Here is a 15,959-nt window from a genome sequence, read left to right as displayed (position 1 = left end):
CAAACAGCTCGAAAGCTACGGTATAACGCCGAGTATGAGTCGTAGAGGCAACTGTTATGACAATGCCTGCATCGAGGCATTTCATAGCATTTTGAAGCGTGAATTCATCTATAGCAACCCAAAATTCAAAACCAAACAAGAAGCCCAGCAGAAGCTATATAGGTATCTTGAGTTCTTTTATAACCGGACAAGGTCGAATAGCACAATTGGATACATGTCCCCCGCGCAATTCGAGCAGCTATACTACCAGCAGTTGGCTTAACTTAGTGACGTCCACTTTCTTGACAGAAGAGCATTTCGGGCCTTATTGACGGTCACGGGGCAACGCCGCGCGAGTTTAGCGCCCTTTTGGGGCCTTATTCGGGCTCAAAAGCTCGCGGTTGCCTCGGACGCCTAGCCTTTAAGGCCCCTTTCGGGCCTTATTGACGGTCACGGGCAACGCCGCGCGAGTTTAGCGCCCTTTCGGGTCCCTATTCGGCTCAAAAGCACGCGGTTGCCTCGGCCGCCAAACCTTTAAGGTCCTTTTCGGGCCTTACAGACGCCCCCGTCCTTACCCCTCCCGCTTCAACGTCGGGTCGGCATCCGTACCTAGGAACGCGCGTGCCAAGTCGGTCACGCTTTTGCCTGTGAGCGTCTGGGTAATCTCCGGCACCTGGGCGATCATTTTGGCGATATCGCCGGTGATCCGATTCACGCCAGACGTCGAACCGTCCTGTGAGATCACGGTGATCTTATCCACGTTGCTCAGCGGTGCTGCTATTTTCTCTGCCAGCTCCGGCAGGATGCGGAGGATTTCCACCGTCACTGCAGCCTGCGTATACTGCTTGTAGGCCTCGGCTTTCTTCTCCAGCGCCTCCGCTTCCGCAAGCCCCGCTAGGCGCACGACTTCCGCGTTCGCCTTCCCTTTGGCAAGCTCCGCTTCTGCCGTAGCTTCCCCGCGCTTTCTCGTCGACTCCGCATCCGCCTCAGCTTCGAGAATTTGCCGCTGCTTACTCACCTCGGCGCGCATGATAGCCGCCTGTTTCTCCGCTTCGGCTGGCTTAATGACAGAAGCCTCGAGCTCCTTCTGCTTCAGCTCGACCTCGATCTGGCGAACGGTTTTGTTCGCCTCTGCTTCCATCTGACGGATACGTACCTGTTCCGTCACGAGCAGCTGCTGAATTTGCTTTTGCTTCAATTCATAAGCCAAATCCGCTTCCGCCTGACGACTAGTCGTCTCCTGCTTGAACTCCGCTTCCTTCATGCTGAGCTCCTTGCGGTACTGAGCCTCCTTCGCTGATGCGGCGCTCTCCGCTTCAATCGTCAATTGATGAGCCTCCGCCTTACGAATAGCCGACTCCTTTTCCGTATCCGCCTGCCGAATTTGAATGTCTCGCTCGACTTCCGCTTTGGCAATGCTAGCGCTTTTGCGAATCCGCTCCACCTCAGGTACACCCAAGTTTTCAATGTACCCCTGATCATCCGCTACCCGCTTCAGTACGAAGGAGATGAGGTTGAGCCCCATTTTATCCAAATCCTCAGAACACGTCTCCCTCATCTTGCTGTTAAGCTCATCCGGGTTCTTGAGAATAGATTCTACCGTCAATTGCCCGACTAATCCCCGTAAATGTCCTTCTACAGAATGTAAAATCATCGCTTCCCGCTCCGCCATCGAATGATCAAGGAACTGCTCGGAAGCGGTTGCGATCGCGATGGGATCACTTTGGATTTTGATTTGAGCGACGGCTTCGATTTTGAGACGAATACCTTGCAGGGAGAACATGGGCTGATCTGGCTTCACGTCAAAGCTGGTGAGCATCATCGAGATGGTTTTATAGCTCTGAAAACCCGGGATTACGAACGTACCGCCGCCTTGCACGACTCTTTTGCCACCTAAACCAAACACGATCATCGCTTCATTCGGCGGCACTTTCTTATACGCTTTAACAATCGAAGCCAGTAAGATGAAAACAACAACTACAATGGCAACTACCATAATAAGCACTGAATACATCATATCTGCCGTACCTCCCCATCATTCAAATTCACTAAATTCCGTCACCGTAGCAACACCTTTGCTCATGTTCAAAATAACAACCTTCGTCCCTTTCGCCAGGGACTCACCGTTCTCGGAACGAACGCTGATGGTGCGTGTGGTTCCTTGGAGCACATACACCATTTCACCCATGCCTTTTCCAATGATCGGAACTGTAAGCTTTCCTAACTGACCGCCGAGCTCAAAATCGCTCTCCTTCATACTGTCATCGTGCTTATAAATGACTTTCGCGTACAAAAGAAAGAAGAGCCACGCCATCACTAGGCCGGCAGCAATGGCAAGGAGAAGAATCAGTAAACCGCTTGTCATGCCAACCTTGTTAAGGATGTACCCCATGCCGCCGAACACTGTCAAACCCGCGAGCAATGAGGACATATTGAACCAAGATGGGCCGCTATGCCCGTGTCCATGTGTACCGCCTGCATCGCCATGCAGCTCCAAGCTGTCCACACCAAAGAGTGTGATGAGCAACGTAAGTACGAGACCTACAAAAAAACAAACAACAAACAACGTCATCATCGGCTTTACCTCCCACATAAATATAGACGAATTTGGTAATAAAAGGTTTCGCTTCTGAAAATATAGGAGTTACTAGCGCATCCTTCTCGTACTTCTTGCGTATAATCATTCGATGACTTATCGTTAATTCTATTAAACAGAAGGAGTAGATTATCCCATGCATTCAAAAAAATGGACTTGGTTAATTTCGGCAGCAATGGTAATCATGATGTTGACGCTAACGGGTTGTCAATCAATACAAGGCTTGGAACTGGCGAAAGCCGTTCAAAATGGCGCGAACGTGAAGTCTTCCGAGTCTAAGGGGACGCTGCAGCTTGAGCTCGTTCCTGGTGATACGTCTAAGCTAACCGCTCAGGAAAAAGCTGCACTTGCTGCCCTGCAAAATGTAAAGGTTGAACTTGCTGTAAAAACGCAGGACAGCCAGCATTTGTCTGCAGAGGGCACAATTGTTTATAGTAAAGGTTCGATCCCTTTCACAATTGCCACGGAAGGAACGAAAATTAATCTAAGCATTGAGGGCTCGCCCAAGCCGATTGTTATTGATCTTTTAGGCGGAGCCAATATTTCTTTCTTGTCCTTCTTACCTAAAGCAATCCAAGAACAATTCGGTAATAAATTACTTGAGATTAAACCCGGACTCATCGGACTTATTTTAGGAAATACCCCGGACCCAGCTAATCTAGCAATTACTTCAGTAACTGATAAGGTCAATGGCGAATCCCTTTCGTTGCAAAAAGCCCATGTAGAGCTTAGCGGCACGGAGTTGGCTTCCCTTCTGCAAAAGCTGCTTGCTAACGTTCTTGCTGACGAGGCTGGCCTCAAGGAAGTGCTTAGCCAGTTGTACGACGCACTTTTACCCGTGATCGAGGCGCAAATTCAAGCTGGCGATAAAAGCATTACACTGAGTCTTCTTACGAACAAAGACCTCACACTTGGTTTTGTGTACGGCCCGATTCACGATTACTTAGAGGGCATGACGGATTCTATTGATCCAACGAAAGATATGTTCAATGCCAAGGCGTCACTTCAAGCAGATGTTTACTTCGATGGCGATAAGCAAATTCGTAAGCAAAGCATAGCGGTCAACATGCCGATTACTAAATCAACAAATGGTGCTGCCGCGGTTAAGCTCTCTTTTGTGAGTGAAACTTGGAATTTGAATAAAGCTGTTAAGGCGAGCACAATCAATACAACGGATGCCCTTCTTCTTAAACCAGATGCTACGGCAATCTTCAAAGTACTTGCTAACTTAGAGAAACAATCTACGTTGTACAAGATGCTTAAAGATGATTTGCGAGTAACGAAAAAGGATATCAATATGGCTACCGACGGTTCGGGAGCTACGGGAGACGCACCTCAACCATTTATTAATACAAATGGCACGACGATGGTACCGGTTCGCTTCGTTTCCGAGCAGCTTGGTGCTGAAGTGGGTTGGAACGGCGATCTGCGCCAAGTGACGATTACCGATTTCCTAACGGGGAAAACACTCCTATTGACGTTGGATAGCAAAAACGCAACGGTAAACGGTGCATCCGTTCCTGAATTAGAGAGCGCGGCTACACTGTCCGATAACTCCACTTTTGTCCCAATCCGCTTCATTGCTGAGCAGCTTGGCTGCGTGGTTTCGTTTAACAATGATACACGTGTTGTGACCATCCACCGCGACTAATCCGAAATTAGAAGCTCATGGGCGATCACCCTTTTCGAACGGCTGAATAGTCTAGTAATGAACCTAGGCAAAAAGCCTGCTGCGAGGACGCAGTCGTACGAGAAGGAGTGAACGTTTATGTATACTAATCCGATGCAACCTCACGGACCACAAGGACATCATGGACACCAAGGACCTCATATGGTGTATCAAGCTGAACCGAACTGGCAGCACATGATGAAGCACAAAAGAGACGCGGTCATGCATGCCCTGCACCCACACATAGGCCGCAAGATTCGTGTAACTACGATCGATGGGCATACACATGAGGGTGTTCTCATTAATGCAGACGGCCATCACGTATATCTGAATACTGATCCTCATCATGGCCACCATCAAGGACATCACAGACCGATCTATACGCCAGCGCAATATAACCAAATTATTACGCTCGTGCTTTTCGAACTTTTGGTTATTCTTCTGCTCGCCTAAGACAGAAAGCTCGCTCTCCTCATGGCCGTAGGCCGAGGGAGCGAGCTTTTTTCCTTATTGTTTTACGGAGCGTTCGTAGGAGGCCTGCACTGTCATTGCCGTCTGAAAATAACTCTGATGTTTTTTCAGAAAAGTGGAATAAGCTTCCCTAATAATGGATATATTATCAAAGCTGCGTTAATGACTTACAAGCTCTTCGGATCGAGTTGATTCCGCCGATGAGGAGCGCAGGCACAAATTATTGTTGGAGGTTTATGAACACATGGAAACTGGTACGGTGAAATGGTTTAACGCAGAAAAAGGATTTGGCTTTATCGAAATGGAAGGCGGCAATGACGTATTCGTTCATTTCAGCGCCATTACTGGGGAAGGTTTCAAAAGCTTGGATGAAGGCCAACGTGTGCAATTTGAAGTTGTTCAAGGTAACCGCGGACCGCAAGCTGAAAATGTAGTCAAGCTGTAGTCCTTCATCACATATTGCTTTAACTGCTTGCGCGTCAGAGTCAATTATGACAAGGAGGAGTTCGATTGTACTTTTCAAAAAAATCATTGGAACCAGTACCGGAGGAACAAACCAGCATCTGGACCTGCAGCACTGAACAGTGCTCTTGCTGGATGAGAGATAACTTTTCATTCGCGGATAGTCCCGCATGTCCGATTTGCAATTCATCCATGGTCAAGGATTTAAAGATGCTCCCAACCTTATCGAACACAAGCAGCAGGCGATGAATCCGGCGAAAAGCCCCGTGTCTCCCACTTTAGGAGATACGGGGCTTTTATCTTTTATAGAATAATCCTCTTATAAAAATGGAGGCTGGAATCCATTGGCTTGGTACATCATCACGGTTTCCTCTTCACTCAAGGCAGGCGTGGCTAACACTAGGATTTTCCCCCACTCCAGTTCATTTACGAGTCTGGCTGACTCCGCTTCAGGCACACCGAGCGCCATGATCTTCACTTTCAGCTCCTCACCACGTGATCGGAAAAGATTGGCGATCGACGTGAACAATCCTTCTTCGGCCATCGAAATCTGCTCTGCACCCGTATACTCCGCGACGTAATCTGTACCTTCAGCACTGTGTGTCAGAACATAAATATGATCTTTTTTAAAGCCTTCGCTATGCAATTGCAGTACCTTGTTTTGCGTATCTTCAAGACTCGATGTCACACTTACTCTGGTATTCGTACTCATGGTATTTCCTCCTCGTCACTTTGATTTTATTTGGGTGAATCTGTGTTACCTATAGGTTAGATGCTGTGTTTAGACGCCTCGACGTCTGCCAAAAATCAGAGAAACAACGAACATAATTAGGAAGACAAAGAACAAAATTTTTGCGATACCTACGGCTGTTGAGACAATCCCAAAGAATCCAAAAACACCTGCAACTAGCGCAATAACGAGAAACATCATAGCCCATCCTAGCATACCCAACACCTCTCTCTTCCTTGGCGATAGTGTTCATCTTGCTATGCTATCTATTACCCATACTGCTTCAAAATGAAACATACACAAAAGAGGTATCCCAAAGCCCATGTGACCATTTGTACACGAAACTGAAAGTATTTGCATACAACAAAGGAGCTAAGCGCAACACGCCTCTTAGCTCCTTTCCATTGGGACAACCGATCCTGTTACAACGTCTACGATTTCTTACGGTAAATCCGCTCATGGGGCACAAAATCATCGTAGTACACACCTTCTGGCACGTATAGAATGTATTCTTTCTTCCCCAGACCCAAGAAACCTTGCGGGGTTAAGCTGCTGTAAAATAAATTGTGCACCTGCTGCTGCAGCTTCGGATCGAAGTAGATCATCACATTCCGGCAGAGGATGACGTGAAATTCGTTAAAGGAGCCGTCTGTCACCAGGTTATGCTGGGCAAACATCATATTTTCTTTCAGCTGCGGTTTGAAATACGCATACTGATGATCCGTTGTATAATACTCCGAGAATGCTTTGGTGCCGCCAGATTCCAAATAGTTGGTGGTATACAACTGCATTTGCTTCAGCGGAAAAGCCCCTCTTTGCGCGATTTCAATCGCTTGCTCATTCATGTCCGTGGCATAAATTCGGGTCTTGTCCGCCAAGCCCTCTTCTTGCATGAGGATTGCCATGGCATAGGCTTCTTCGCCCGTCGCGCAACCCGCATGCCATATGCGGATCTCCGGGTATTCCCGAAGCTCTGGCACGACCTGGGTCCGAAAAGCATGGAAGAAGCTCGGATCTCTGAACATTTCCGTCACGCGAATCGACATGTCACCTAGTAGTTTGTCTACGAAAAGCGGCTCATGCAGCACTTTTTCCAGGAGTGCTGAAATCGTCGGCAGCTTCTCCATTTTCATACGATTCAAAATGCGTCTACGCAAGGAGGAGCGCACATAATGACGGAAATCAAATCCGTACATTTGATATAAGCCCTCCAAGAGCAGATTGATCTCAATATTTTGCCGCTCCTCGTCAGGTATCTCTTCCAACTCATTCCATCCATCCTGAGGCTCACGTGTCAATGCTTTTTCACCTGCTTCGTCAACCATACGCGCATCAATGAGAAGAGCTGTTCCATCTGCAGCGGTTTCGTAATATAGTCCGACGCTCCCGCTTCTAGACATTTCTCCTTCTCACTCTTCATGGCCTTCGCGGTCAATGCAATAATCGGTAAATGACGCAGCTCAAGCCCTTCCCGTATCTCCTTCATTGCGTCGTAGCCACCCATAACTGGCATCATGATATCCATTAATACCAAGTCGTAATCTGGCTTCACAGTTAATAGATCGATTGCTTCTTTACCATTCTCGGCGACAACGACGGTTACACCTTTTAATTCCAAAGCGCTAACCAGAGCAAACACGTTACGAGCATCATCATCGACAAGCAACACCCTTTTGCCTTCAAACAGCTGAGCATCCGCGTGAATCGGTACCTCCAGAGATGGCTCGGCTTCGCTATAGAAGCTCTTCTGGTAGGAAGTGCCCCCACCATACGGAACGTCGTGCTCACTTGAAACCGCAACCTGATCTCGTGTATAGGCATCACCAGGAAGGATAGAATCTTCTTGGCAACTTGGAATATACAAGGTGAACGTACTGCCCACATGCAGCTCACTCTTAACAACAATCGTGCCTCCAAGCAATCGTGTGAATTCGCGGCAGATCGATAGACCGAGGCCCGTCCCTCCATACTGACGATTGGTTGTGCCATCTACTTGCTGGAAAGCCTCGAAAATGATCTGCTGCTTATCAATCGGAATCCCAATACCTGTATCCTTAATCGAAATTGCAAGGATTGTTTCCTCTGGCGCTCGATGGAGAAGTTCCCTAATACGCGCCGATTCCGCGAGAGCAATTCGCATGGAAACAGAACCTTTTTCCGTAAATTTGAATGCATTCGATAGCAGATTTTTCAGAATTTGCTGTAGGCGTTGGCCATCTGTCACGATGACGGACGGTACATTGGGCTCGAGTATAATCTCGAATTCAAGCGACTTCTTAGCCGCAACAGGGGCGAACATAAGCTCCATGGACTGCGGAAGCTCCGTCACATTCACTTCGTCCTGCATAATCTCTATTTTCCCAGCTTCCACCTTGGATAAATCCAGAATATCATCAATGAGAGACAGCAAATCATGACCAGCCGCATTCACCACCCGCGAGTACTCCACAACTTCGGACATCGGCATGTCTCCGTTACTCTCGGCTAGCATTTGCGAAAGAATCATGATGCTATTCAGCGGTGTACGCAACTCATGGGACATATTCGCCAAGAAGTCGGATTTATATTGTGAACTTGTCTTTAACTTCAATGAATACTCTTCGAGCTCGTCTTTGGCTCTCTCAAGTTCCGTCGCTTTCTGCTCAGCGAAATGGTTCTGCTCCTCCAGAAACTCATTCGTCATCCGCAACTGCTCCTGCTGCATCTGCAGCTCTTCCGATTGTGTCTGGAGCTCCTCTGATTGAGCTTGCAGCTCCTCTGTCAGAATCTGCGACTCAGATAGGAGCCGCTCCACTTCCATACGGCTGCGGACACTCGTAATCGCAGTCCCGAACTTCTCTTGCAGAGAATCAATCAAAGTCAGATGCTTGGACTCAAATTGATGAAGTGAGGCTAACTCAATAACAGCCTCTGTTCTTCCATCTACAAGAATTGGTGCGACTAGCAAGCTGCGAGGTGTTGAAACCCCGAGACCAGACGTTATTTTCACATGATTATCAGGAAGGTTATCCATTAAGAAGATCCGCTGGTCGACCGCACACTGTCCAACCAAGCCCTCACCTAATTGAAAACTTGATACCGCTTGATATTGTCCGGAAGCGGCATATCCTGCAATTTTCACATAAGAAGGTTGCCCTCCCTCGTTCTGCCTCAAGTAAATAACGCCATAACTAGCTTCTAGCATGGGAGCAAGCTTTTGAATAAAGGCTTCACTCAGCACGGTTATATCACGTATACCTTGATAGAGGGTGGAAACCTCGGTGATACTGGATTGAATCCAGTTCGTCTTCTCCAAACTCGCCAACAGCTCATTCGTAGCTTCGGCCAGTACGCGGATTTCATCATTCGATGTCACTTCAATCCGCGATGCCAGATTGCCCTCTAGAGACGTAATATCACGAATTTTTTGAGTGACTTGTTTAATTGTGTTCGTAATCGAATTAGATAGAATGAAAGCCACCACAACAGCAACAATCGAAATAAGGCCTAGAATCGTAAAAAGAACAACCTTAAGATTATAGTTGCTTTGGGCGATTTGCTGGACTCTTTGGGAGGTAAGCTTCTTCTCTGTAAGGAGGAAAGCGTCAAATTGCGTCCGCAGCTGATCCATCAATTGTTTGCCTGCATTCTGCTTATAAAATTCATTGATTGCAGACGTATTGTTTTCCTTTTTCATGCGAATGACGTAGTCCCCACCTGTTTTCAACCAGGTCTGAATCGTCGCTTCGATCGCCTCCAAGCTTTGCACCTGGGAGGGATTATCACTGACAAGTTGACGAACTTTGGTATACGTCTCCTGCCAGCTTCGACTGCCTGCATAATAAGGATCCAGATACTGCTCATCGCCTGTGATGACATATCCACGCATGCCCGTTTCCATATCGAGCACATGTTTCAATAAGCCGTGCAGCTGATCGTGTACTTCCATATCATGAGAAGACACATAGCTAACTTCTTTTTGAAGAGCTGTCACTCGGCCGCTCACGAGCAATAATGCTAGTCCAAGGCAGATAAGGATGACTACGTAGCCAATAATAATTTTGGGCTTAATCTTTAGTTGGATGGAAGTAAACATAGGAAAGTGCCTCCCGGTACAGTTGGTAGCAAATGTAAGATTACAATCTACTATCCTACTATACCACATTTGCAGCCTCTGGCAGGCTGATAGGTTAGCTTTTAGCTGTTCGGGGTCAAGGCGGTTTTTAATTTCGTCATGGCCCTCTTCTGAATACGAGATACACTCATCTGAGAGATGCCTAGCTGATCTGCAATATGGCGTTGGGATTGCCCTTCTTGGTAGATCATCCCAATCACGGTGCGCTCCTCTTCCTTCAAACAATCCATGGCTTCCGCTAGATCCATGCGCCTCTCTAAAACCTGATAGTCATCGGAGGTACCTGCAATCATATCTCCAATTGTTGCCCCATCCCCTTCACTCGTGAGAGGGGTATCTAAGGAAGTGTAATGATAGTAGTCACGACCGGCTAAAATCTCAATAGTTTCTTCTGAACTGAGCTCTAAATAAGCTGCGATTTCATCGACATTCGGCGAGCGTTCCAACTTTACCGTCAGTTCGTCCACTGCACGCTGAATTTGCGCTCCCTTTTCCTTAATGCGTCTGGGAACCTGTATGTACCATGATTTGTCACGCAAGTAATTCTTGAGATGACCTATGAGGCTTTTCATAGCATAGCCTTCAAAAGGGACCTCCATCGCATGGTCATACTGCGTAAACAGCTTGAGCATGGACATCTGACCGACTTGAAAGAGATCTTCATAGAGGTCAGGCCGGCTTCGCGACATTTTACCTACTGCCATCCTAACTATTGGTTCATAGTGCAGCAGCAAGGTCGTAGCCGCCTCTAGGCATCCGGTTTCCTTATAAATCTTCTTTTTTTCATAGATATCATATAAAGGGTCGGAGGAAGAAGCCGTTATTTTGGCATTCATACCATCTCCTCTTTTCTATTTAACTGCTTGGTTAGAATAACCTCAGTTCCCTGCCCTCCACGCGCAAGCACCTGTACATCGTCCATTAGGGCTTGCATCAGAAAGAGTCCTAGTCCGCCAACCGAAGCTTCATGAATCGATTTATGGTGCAGGGTAACTTCCTCAGGGTCCGTTTGAACATAATGAAAGCTGTCGCCCTCATCCTTCACCGTTATTTTCATATAGCCCTCGCTAGGCTCAAATTGAATCTCTACCGTCCCTATCTCTCCCTCTGCATAGGCATGAAGGATGGCATTGTTACAAGCCTCCGCGACAGCGACTTTCATATCTTCAATATCTTCAAAGGTGAAGCCAGCTTTAGTGGCAACACCGTATAGGGTGAGTCGAACAATATCCAAATAATCCGCTTGTGCCGGTATGGTCAGGCCGATGTATGGGCTCATATGATTTCTTCTTTCCTTTCAGCTGCGCCTTGATTTTCTTTTAAACTGCCATTGTTATGCAAATAGCTGGATACACCCGTGATATCAAATAAACGTCTAACTTTCGTCGGGATATGATCAATCTGGAACGAAGCGCGCATAGCAGCCCTTACTTTAATTGCTGAGACAATGAGCCCGATTCCCGTGCTATCTATATATTTTAACTCCTTCAAATCTAGGATGAGTCCCTCTTCTTCTTTTCTAACCACCGAGTCCAGAACACTGGCTAGTGAAGACGCCGCAGAGAGATCGAGCTCCCCGCTAAGATATATCCTATTTTCTTTCCCATCTGACTGTTTGTAAAACATAAATTTACGTATAGCGTTCACGTGATGACCCCTCTCTATTTCATCGTACCGGCTTGCGGTGCTGACTTCTTTACCTTGATTTTATCCCAAATTTCGAGCGTCGTAGTCACTCCTTGTAGAATGGCTTTCAGTTTCCCGCTGTACGGGGAAGCTTGCTTCCCTATTCCCTTGGGTTGGACAGCGGCAAGTAGACTTGCAGCCGATTGTTTGACGGAAGAAGATAGTTCATGTATCACTTGACCGACATCTTGGAAGGAGGTGAACAGATGATTAAGCTTAGACAGCTTCACTCGCATATCCCTCGCTACCTCATTCGTATTGAGAATGACATCCTTCACATCGGAACTGATCTCTGCCACTTCGCTTTTCATCTGCCCCATCGTTGACGTTATCTCATCAAGGGAATGCTTTAGTGACTTCAAGGTTTGGATCAAATAGTAAACAAGGAACGCAAACGCAATGGCGATTATGCTTACACTGATTTGAAGCAACATTGGAATCCCTCCTCTTTGCTTGCTTACTTCGTAGTTACCCAAGTTTACGAATGTTGAAACACTTGCGATCTCATTTTTTCTCATATGCATCCGATCACAACTGTTTCATATAGCCCTCGTTTGGGTAATTAGCTTGTAGGCACCAACCAAATTTAATCAGGTGGAGGGATTCTCATGGTTAACATTACGACGATTACGAAGGCTAGTCCGTTGACAGACATGCTCGATAAACAGGTCGCTAACTTCTCTGTACTCTATATGAAATTGCATCATTTTCATTGGTATGTGAAGGGTGAGCAATTCTTCACCTTACATATCAAATTCGAGGAATTGTACACAGAAGCCGCACTCCATATGGATACCATAGCAGAGCGAATGCTTTCGCTGCGTGCGATACCTACAGCCAACTTGCTTGAGCACCTGCAAATGGCTTCTGTTATAGAAACGAGGAGGACTGAACATGACGGTACATTCATGGTGGAACAGATCGTCGATGACTTTACTCTGATGTGTTCAGAATTAACTGAGGCCATCCAACTGGCAGAAGAGCAGAAGGATCAACCGACTGCAGATATGCTGATCCTCATTCGCTCCTCCTTGGAGAAGCACCACTGGATGCTGGCCGCCTTTTTAGGCAAATAACGATTAGCAGAAAAACCACGGTTTGGCGGTTAATCCGTCATTCCGTGGTTTTTGCTGTGTGCATATTTAACTAATGTAACCTCTGTGCCATCCGTTGTATCGATCAGAACTTCATCCATTAACGCTTCCATCAAATAAATGCCCAGCCCACCCGTGGTAAGCTCACTTGGTGTCGTTCCTGTGAAAGGTCCCGTTTGCCTGCTTTGGCTGTTTTGACTATGACTATCATAGCCAGTGCCATTATCTTTCACTTTCACCCGGAGAACATCGTCACCAAGCTCATAGCTAATGACGATGTGGCCGCTGCCATCTTCGGGCTTCGCATGCAGAATCGCATTATTGCAAGCTTCAGAAACAGCTACTTTCATATCTTCAATATCTTCGTAGGAGAAGCCCAGTTTCGTTGCTGCTCCATACAAACTAAGTCTGACGATCTCCAAATGCTCCGCTGCGGCAGGAATTTGTAAACGAATGACTTTCATGCGCTGCCTTCGATCCCTTCATTCAGAAATCCCGTAATACCCGTCAGATCAAACAGCTTCCTAACGCCTGTAGGAATATCATGAACAGCAAATGGCGCCTTCAATTCATCACGAATTTTCAAAGTAGAAACCACGATTCCAATCCCCGTACTATCTATATATAGTAAATGCCTCAAGTTGAGGATCAATGCTTTATCTTCACGATGAACAACGGCTTCAAGTGCATGACGGAAGGCTTGTGCTGCTGCCAAATCAAGCTCACCCTTGATATCAAGCTGTATCGACTTCTCTGATTCGACTTGGTCAATTTGGAATCGTTCTGAGGACATAAGCCACACTCCCTTGTCATTGTTATCTCAATCGTAACAAGCCCACTGCTTTTATTCAAGTTTCGTAGGCTTGTACTAGCTACGAAGCAGAAATCATCACCAAGCATATGTCATCCTGCGAGGAACCGTTTATCCTTGCAGGAGTGAGCCGCTCGAGCAGTCCTTCTGGGTCATGCGCGTTCAGATCCTTGAAAGTTCCTATGATTTCAGTCACACCATCCTGCTCCTCGTTCTCCATCCCTTCCGTCAACCCATCTGTGAATAAGACAATTTGCGCTTGCTTCTCATAGGACACAAGCCCCTTCGTAATTTCAATCCCCTCAAAGAAACCAATCGCACAGCAGCCTTCTGTGAGCAGCTGCACTTCGCCATCGAGCATAGCAATGCCAGCTGGATGTCCCGCATTCACATATTCAATCGTGCGCTGCTCGGTATCCAGAACCAGATAGATCGCAGTGAAATAATAATTAATGAGACTATCTGTGACATGCAGCTGATTCATCCGTCGATTAAGTTCCTGCATCACCTGTTCTGGATCACGTATACCCGTAATGGTATCCTTCAAAGCAGAATAAATGTACATACACACGAGCGAGGAAGAGATGCCATGCCCCATCATATCGAGCAAAATAATCCCATACTGATGCGCTCCAATCGGATACCAGGCATAAAAATCACCTGCCAGCTCCGACGAAGGCTGATAGACAGCTGAGATCTCGATGTTCTCCTGCTTCAACGGATGACTAAGCACACTAAGTTGGACCTGTTTAGCCAAATCAAGCTCATACTTGATCCGCTTATCGCGTTCTTTATGCCAGTCCTTCTCGTATTTCAAGCGAAGTGTCGACCGTATCCGCGCCAGCAGCTCCACCTTGTTAATTGGTTTCATTACATAGTCGAGCGCACCCGCGTCCAACGCCTCCGCCAGCTTATTGGAGTCCCCCATCGCCGTTACGAAAATGATAGGAATATCCTTTAAACGCTCATCCGCCTGTATCGTTCGGCATGCTTCAACGCCGTCGATTTCCGGCATCATCATATCCATAAGGATCAAATCAACCTTTATCTCCGCCTCATCCGACGTATCCATACCAAGAATGCCATAAAGCTCTCTCGCCGAGGATACTGCAATTAAATTCGTATAACCCGCTTTATCTAAAATCTTTTCAATGATTAATAAATTCGTTTTATTATCGTCCACAATGACAATACTCATCGCTCGCGCTCCCCCTTCCGGGCAAATAGGAACAGAGTCCCTATTCGTATAGTCTATCTTATATCCTATAACCCTAACGCGGACAATTCAATCAGGCAAAGAAGAATCTTACAAGATTATCCTAAACTTCCTCCAACCAAGGCATCAAGAAAATCCAGTAGATTAACCGTTGTGCCCTCCCCCTGTTTCAACGGATCGCTAGACGGGTACATCTAAGTATGGACGTGTAACACCTATCCCCCAAACTGAAGGAGAGATGACGTATGAGTGAAACAGTCGAGACAAATAAAGGCGGATTATGGTTGGGTCTGATGATTGGTGGTGCTGTCGGCGCGATAACCTCATTGTTAATTGCCCCTAAAGCGGGGTCGAAGCTGCGCCAAGACCTCTGGAGCACCTATCGTACCTGGCAGGATAAAACGAACCAGATCGCCTCCACGCTAGGCCATAGAACCGAGGAGGTCGTTTCCAACATGAGTGATAAAACCCAAGACGCGGCTTCAGCTGTGAGTGATAAAACGAAGGATATCGCTTCCTTCGTAAGTGAGAAATCGAAATCCCTGGCGGATTCCGTTAGCCAAAAAGCTACTAATCTCGCAGATACAGCCAAAGAAAATCAACATCGCGTTACCGACTCTTTACAGGCAGCAAAAACAACGTTCCAAAATAATCAACACTAGCTGCGCGTTGTTCATTCTGATATAAAGGAGACCTAGACAATGGACAAACATACCCTGCATCAACAATTAATTGACCTCGGGTTAGAGAGAATGGAATACATGGAGAAATCCGTGTACCGTATTGATATTCCTAACGATGCGACCTCAACCGCTTATCCGTTGACGTTAACGACCGTTACCTCGGAACTGGGGAACACGACTGTGCATTTCCATGAGGCCGATTTTGCAGACAACCAATTCGTTCCCCTTCAAGTTCGCCGTGCTGCGCTTGATAAATTAATTGAGCTGGAGCAGATCTGTAACGGCTCTGCGGGCAAATCCATCGAAGAAGCCAATAATGGCTCTATGGCTCAGGATATGGACGAAATGAAGAAGCTCGGGAATGAAATGAAACATATGAAGACGAATAGTGAGCTCATCGAGCGTGATCTGATTCCCGATCCGATTCCTTAAAGGATAGGGAAATATA

21 protein-coding genes are annotated in these 15,959 nt (G+C 46.8%); 8 read left to right on the top strand and 13 right to left on the bottom strand.

Going from position 1 to position 15,959, the window contains the following annotated elements; all coding sequences use genetic code 11:
• On the top strand, positions 1-262 hold a 262-nt coding region (locus AC58QG_RS32595), incomplete at its 5' end, for a transposase (RefSeq protein ID WP_497366173.1).
• Between the two features lie 288 nt (positions 263-550).
• Here AC58QG_RS32595 and AC58QG_RS32590 read toward each other — a convergent pair.
• Together AC58QG_RS32590 and AC58QG_RS32585 are read right to left on the bottom strand one after the other, a co-directional pair.
• Positions 551-1,996 carry a flotillin family protein gene (locus AC58QG_RS32590; RefSeq protein ID WP_497366172.1) on the bottom strand — a complete coding sequence of 482 codons (1,446 nt, stop codon included), beginning with the start codon at positions 1,994-1,996 and terminating at the stop codon, positions 551-553.
• Between the two features lie 18 nt (positions 1,997-2,014).
• The gene (locus AC58QG_RS32585; RefSeq protein ID WP_497366171.1) at positions 2,015-2,554 is read right to left on the bottom strand and encodes an NfeD family membrane protein; all 540 of its coding nucleotides are present in this window, start codon (positions 2,552-2,554) and stop codon (positions 2,015-2,017) included.
• A gap of 157 nt (positions 2,555-2,711) precedes the next feature.
• Here AC58QG_RS32585 and AC58QG_RS32580 point away from each other — a divergent pair, with 157 nt between their 5' ends.
• The 4 genes from AC58QG_RS32580 to AC58QG_RS32565 all read left to right on the top strand — a co-directional run bounded on the left by AC58QG_RS32580 (position 2,712) and on the right by AC58QG_RS32565 (position 5,426).
• Positions 2,712-4,226 (top strand): copper amine oxidase N-terminal domain-containing protein, encoded by a 1,515-nt coding sequence (locus AC58QG_RS32580; RefSeq protein WP_497366170.1) that lies wholly within the window; start codon positions 2,712-2,714, stop codon positions 4,224-4,226.
• Between the two features lie 117 nt (positions 4,227-4,343).
• Positions 4,344-4,697 carry a hypothetical protein gene (locus AC58QG_RS32575; protein ID WP_497366169.1) on the top strand — a complete coding sequence of 118 codons (354 nt, stop codon included), beginning with the start codon at positions 4,344-4,346 and terminating at the stop codon, positions 4,695-4,697.
• Between the two features lie 262 nt (positions 4,698-4,959).
• The gene (locus tag AC58QG_RS32570) at positions 4,960-5,160 is read left to right on the top strand and encodes a cold-shock protein (protein WP_028555458.1); all 201 of its coding nucleotides are present in this window, start codon (positions 4,960-4,962) and stop codon (positions 5,158-5,160) included.
• A 65-nt stretch (positions 5,161-5,225) separates the two neighbouring features.
• Positions 5,226-5,426 (top strand): cold-shock protein, encoded by a 201-nt coding sequence (locus tag AC58QG_RS32565; protein ID WP_082562262.1) that lies wholly within the window; start codon positions 5,226-5,228, stop codon positions 5,424-5,426.
• A gap of 70 nt (positions 5,427-5,496) precedes the next feature.
• On the opposite strand, the gene AC58QG_RS32560 is transcribed toward AC58QG_RS32565, so the two are convergent.
• The 8 genes from AC58QG_RS32560 to AC58QG_RS32525 form a co-directional block, all read right to left on the bottom strand.
• Complete coding sequence (locus tag AC58QG_RS32560) at positions 5,497-5,889, bottom strand: YflT domain-containing protein (RefSeq protein ID WP_497366168.1); 393 nt, start codon at positions 5,887-5,889, stop codon at positions 5,497-5,499.
• 69 nt (positions 5,890-5,958) lie between these two features.
• Positions 5,959-6,123 carry a DUF1328 domain-containing protein gene (locus tag AC58QG_RS32555; RefSeq protein ID WP_497366167.1) on the bottom strand — a complete coding sequence of 55 codons (165 nt, stop codon included), beginning with the start codon at positions 6,121-6,123 and terminating at the stop codon, positions 5,959-5,961.
• 215 nt (positions 6,124-6,338) lie between these two features.
• Entirely contained in the window at positions 6,339-7,307 is a 969-nt protein-coding gene (locus AC58QG_RS32550; protein WP_497366166.1) for a CheR family methyltransferase, read from the bottom strand.
• Positions 7,202-9,982 (bottom strand): CHASE3 domain-containing protein, encoded by a 2,781-nt coding sequence (locus AC58QG_RS32545; protein WP_497366165.1) that lies wholly within the window; start codon positions 9,980-9,982, stop codon positions 7,202-7,204. The genes AC58QG_RS32550 and AC58QG_RS32545 overlap by 106 nt, the downstream gene beginning before the upstream one ends.
• A gap of 101 nt (positions 9,983-10,083) precedes the next feature.
• On the bottom strand, positions 10,084-10,857 hold the full coding sequence (locus AC58QG_RS32540) for a sigma-70 family RNA polymerase sigma factor (protein WP_497366164.1): 774 nt from the start codon (positions 10,855-10,857) through the stop codon (positions 10,084-10,086).
• Complete coding sequence (gene rsbW, locus AC58QG_RS32535; protein WP_497366163.1) at positions 10,854-11,300, bottom strand: anti-sigma B factor RsbW; 447 nt, start codon at positions 11,298-11,300, stop codon at positions 10,854-10,856. Before rsbW (AC58QG_RS32535) ends, AC58QG_RS32540 begins: the two co-directional genes overlap by 4 nt.
• Positions 11,297-11,668: an STAS domain-containing protein gene (locus AC58QG_RS32530; protein ID WP_497366162.1), complete on the bottom strand. Its 372-nt coding sequence runs from the start codon at positions 11,666-11,668 to the stop codon at positions 11,297-11,299. The genes rsbW (AC58QG_RS32535) and AC58QG_RS32530 overlap by 4 nt, the downstream gene beginning before the upstream one ends.
• Before the next feature lie 14 nt (positions 11,669-11,682).
• On the bottom strand, positions 11,683-12,141 hold the full coding sequence (locus AC58QG_RS32525; protein ID WP_497366161.1) for a DUF948 domain-containing protein: 459 nt from the start codon (positions 12,139-12,141) through the stop codon (positions 11,683-11,685).
• 174 nt (positions 12,142-12,315) lie between these two features.
• On the opposite strand from AC58QG_RS32525, the gene AC58QG_RS32520 reads away from it, so the two are divergent.
• A complete protein-coding gene (locus AC58QG_RS32520) occupies positions 12,316-12,783 on the top strand; it encodes a Dps family protein (protein WP_497366160.1) in 468 nt (155 codons plus the stop codon).
• Positions 12,784-12,812: 29 nt separating this feature from the next.
• Here AC58QG_RS32520 and rsbW (AC58QG_RS32515) read toward each other — a convergent pair whose 3' ends face one another.
• The 3 genes from rsbW (AC58QG_RS32515) to AC58QG_RS32505 all read right to left on the bottom strand — a co-directional run bounded on the left by rsbW (AC58QG_RS32515) (position 12,813) and on the right by AC58QG_RS32505 (position 14,810).
• Entirely contained in the window at positions 12,813-13,265 is a 453-nt protein-coding gene (gene rsbW / locus AC58QG_RS32515) for an anti-sigma B factor RsbW (protein WP_497366159.1), read from the bottom strand.
• Positions 13,262-13,594 carry an STAS domain-containing protein gene (locus tag AC58QG_RS32510; protein WP_497366158.1) on the bottom strand — a complete coding sequence of 111 codons (333 nt, stop codon included), beginning with the start codon at positions 13,592-13,594 and terminating at the stop codon, positions 13,262-13,264. Before AC58QG_RS32510 ends, rsbW (AC58QG_RS32515) begins: the two co-directional genes overlap by 4 nt.
• A 79-nt stretch (positions 13,595-13,673) precedes the next feature.
• Entirely contained in the window at positions 13,674-14,810 is a 1,137-nt protein-coding gene (locus AC58QG_RS32505; protein ID WP_497366157.1) for a PP2C family protein-serine/threonine phosphatase, read from the bottom strand.
• Positions 14,811-15,073: 263 nt separating this feature from the next.
• Here AC58QG_RS32505 and AC58QG_RS32500 point away from each other — a divergent pair, with 263 nt between their 5' ends.
• Together AC58QG_RS32500 and AC58QG_RS32495 are read left to right on the top strand one after the other, a co-directional pair.
• Positions 15,074-15,490, top strand: a complete 417-nt coding sequence (locus AC58QG_RS32500; protein WP_497366156.1) for a YtxH domain-containing protein — start codon at positions 15,074-15,076, stop codon at positions 15,488-15,490.
• Between the two features lie 39 nt (positions 15,491-15,529).
• Positions 15,530-15,943: a hypothetical protein gene (locus AC58QG_RS32495; protein WP_497366155.1), complete on the top strand. Its 414-nt coding sequence runs from the start codon at positions 15,530-15,532 to the stop codon at positions 15,941-15,943.
• Positions 15,944-15,959 lie beyond the last annotated feature (16 nt).

Source organism: Paenibacillus sp. J22P169, assembly GCF_059691995.1.
The sequence above is the reverse complement of the archived record's forward strand: the minus strand, read 5'-3'. Positions and strand labels throughout refer to the sequence as shown.

Coding starts and splice junctions, on each gene's coding strand:
- AC58QG_RS32590 (WP_497366172.1), bottom strand. CDS start 1,996: ATGATGTATTCAGTGCTTATTATGGTAGTTGCCATTGTAGTTGTTGTT.
- AC58QG_RS32585 (WP_497366171.1), bottom strand. CDS start 2,554: ATGATGACGTTGTTTGTTGTTTGTTTTTTTGTAGGTCTCGTACTTACG.
- AC58QG_RS32580 (WP_497366170.1), top strand. CDS start 2,712: ATGCATTCAAAAAAATGGACTTGGTTAATTTCGGCAGCAATGGTAATC.
- AC58QG_RS32575 (WP_497366169.1), top strand. CDS start 4,344: ATGTATACTAATCCGATGCAACCTCACGGACCACAAGGACATCATGGA.
- AC58QG_RS32570 (WP_028555458.1), top strand. CDS start 4,960: ATGGAAACTGGTACGGTGAAATGGTTTAACGCAGAAAAAGGATTTGGC.
- AC58QG_RS32560 (WP_497366168.1), bottom strand. CDS start 5,889: ATGAGTACGAATACCAGAGTAAGTGTGACATCGAGTCTTGAAGATACG.
- AC58QG_RS32555 (WP_497366167.1), bottom strand. CDS start 6,123: ATGCTAGGATGGGCTATGATGTTTCTCGTTATTGCGCTAGTTGCAGGT.
- AC58QG_RS32550 (WP_497366166.1), bottom strand. CDS start 7,307: ATGTCTAGAAGCGGGAGCGTCGGACTATATTACGAAACCGCTGCAGAT.
- AC58QG_RS32545 (WP_497366165.1), bottom strand. CDS start 9,982: ATGTTTACTTCCATCCAACTAAAGATTAAGCCCAAAATTATTATTGGC.
- AC58QG_RS32540 (WP_497366164.1), bottom strand. CDS start 10,857: ATGAATGCCAAAATAACGGCTTCTTCCTCCGACCCTTTATATGATATC.
- rsbW (WP_497366163.1), bottom strand. CDS start 11,300: ATGAGCCCATACATCGGCCTGACCATACCGGCACAAGCGGATTATTTG.
- AC58QG_RS32525 (WP_497366161.1), bottom strand. CDS start 12,141: ATGTTGCTTCAAATCAGTGTAAGCATAATCGCCATTGCGTTTGCGTTC.
- AC58QG_RS32520 (WP_497366160.1), top strand. CDS start 12,316: ATGGTTAACATTACGACGATTACGAAGGCTAGTCCGTTGACAGACATG.
- rsbW (WP_497366159.1), bottom strand. CDS start 13,265: ATGAAAGTCATTCGTTTACAAATTCCTGCCGCAGCGGAGCATTTGGAG.
- AC58QG_RS32510 (WP_497366158.1), bottom strand. CDS start 13,594: ATGTCCTCAGAACGATTCCAAATTGACCAAGTCGAATCAGAGAAGTCG.
- AC58QG_RS32505 (WP_497366157.1), bottom strand. CDS start 14,810: ATGAGTATTGTCATTGTGGACGATAATAAAACGAATTTATTAATCATT.
- AC58QG_RS32500 (WP_497366156.1), top strand. CDS start 15,074: ATGAGTGAAACAGTCGAGACAAATAAAGGCGGATTATGGTTGGGTCTG.
- AC58QG_RS32495 (WP_497366155.1), top strand. CDS start 15,530: ATGGACAAACATACCCTGCATCAACAATTAATTGACCTCGGGTTAGAG.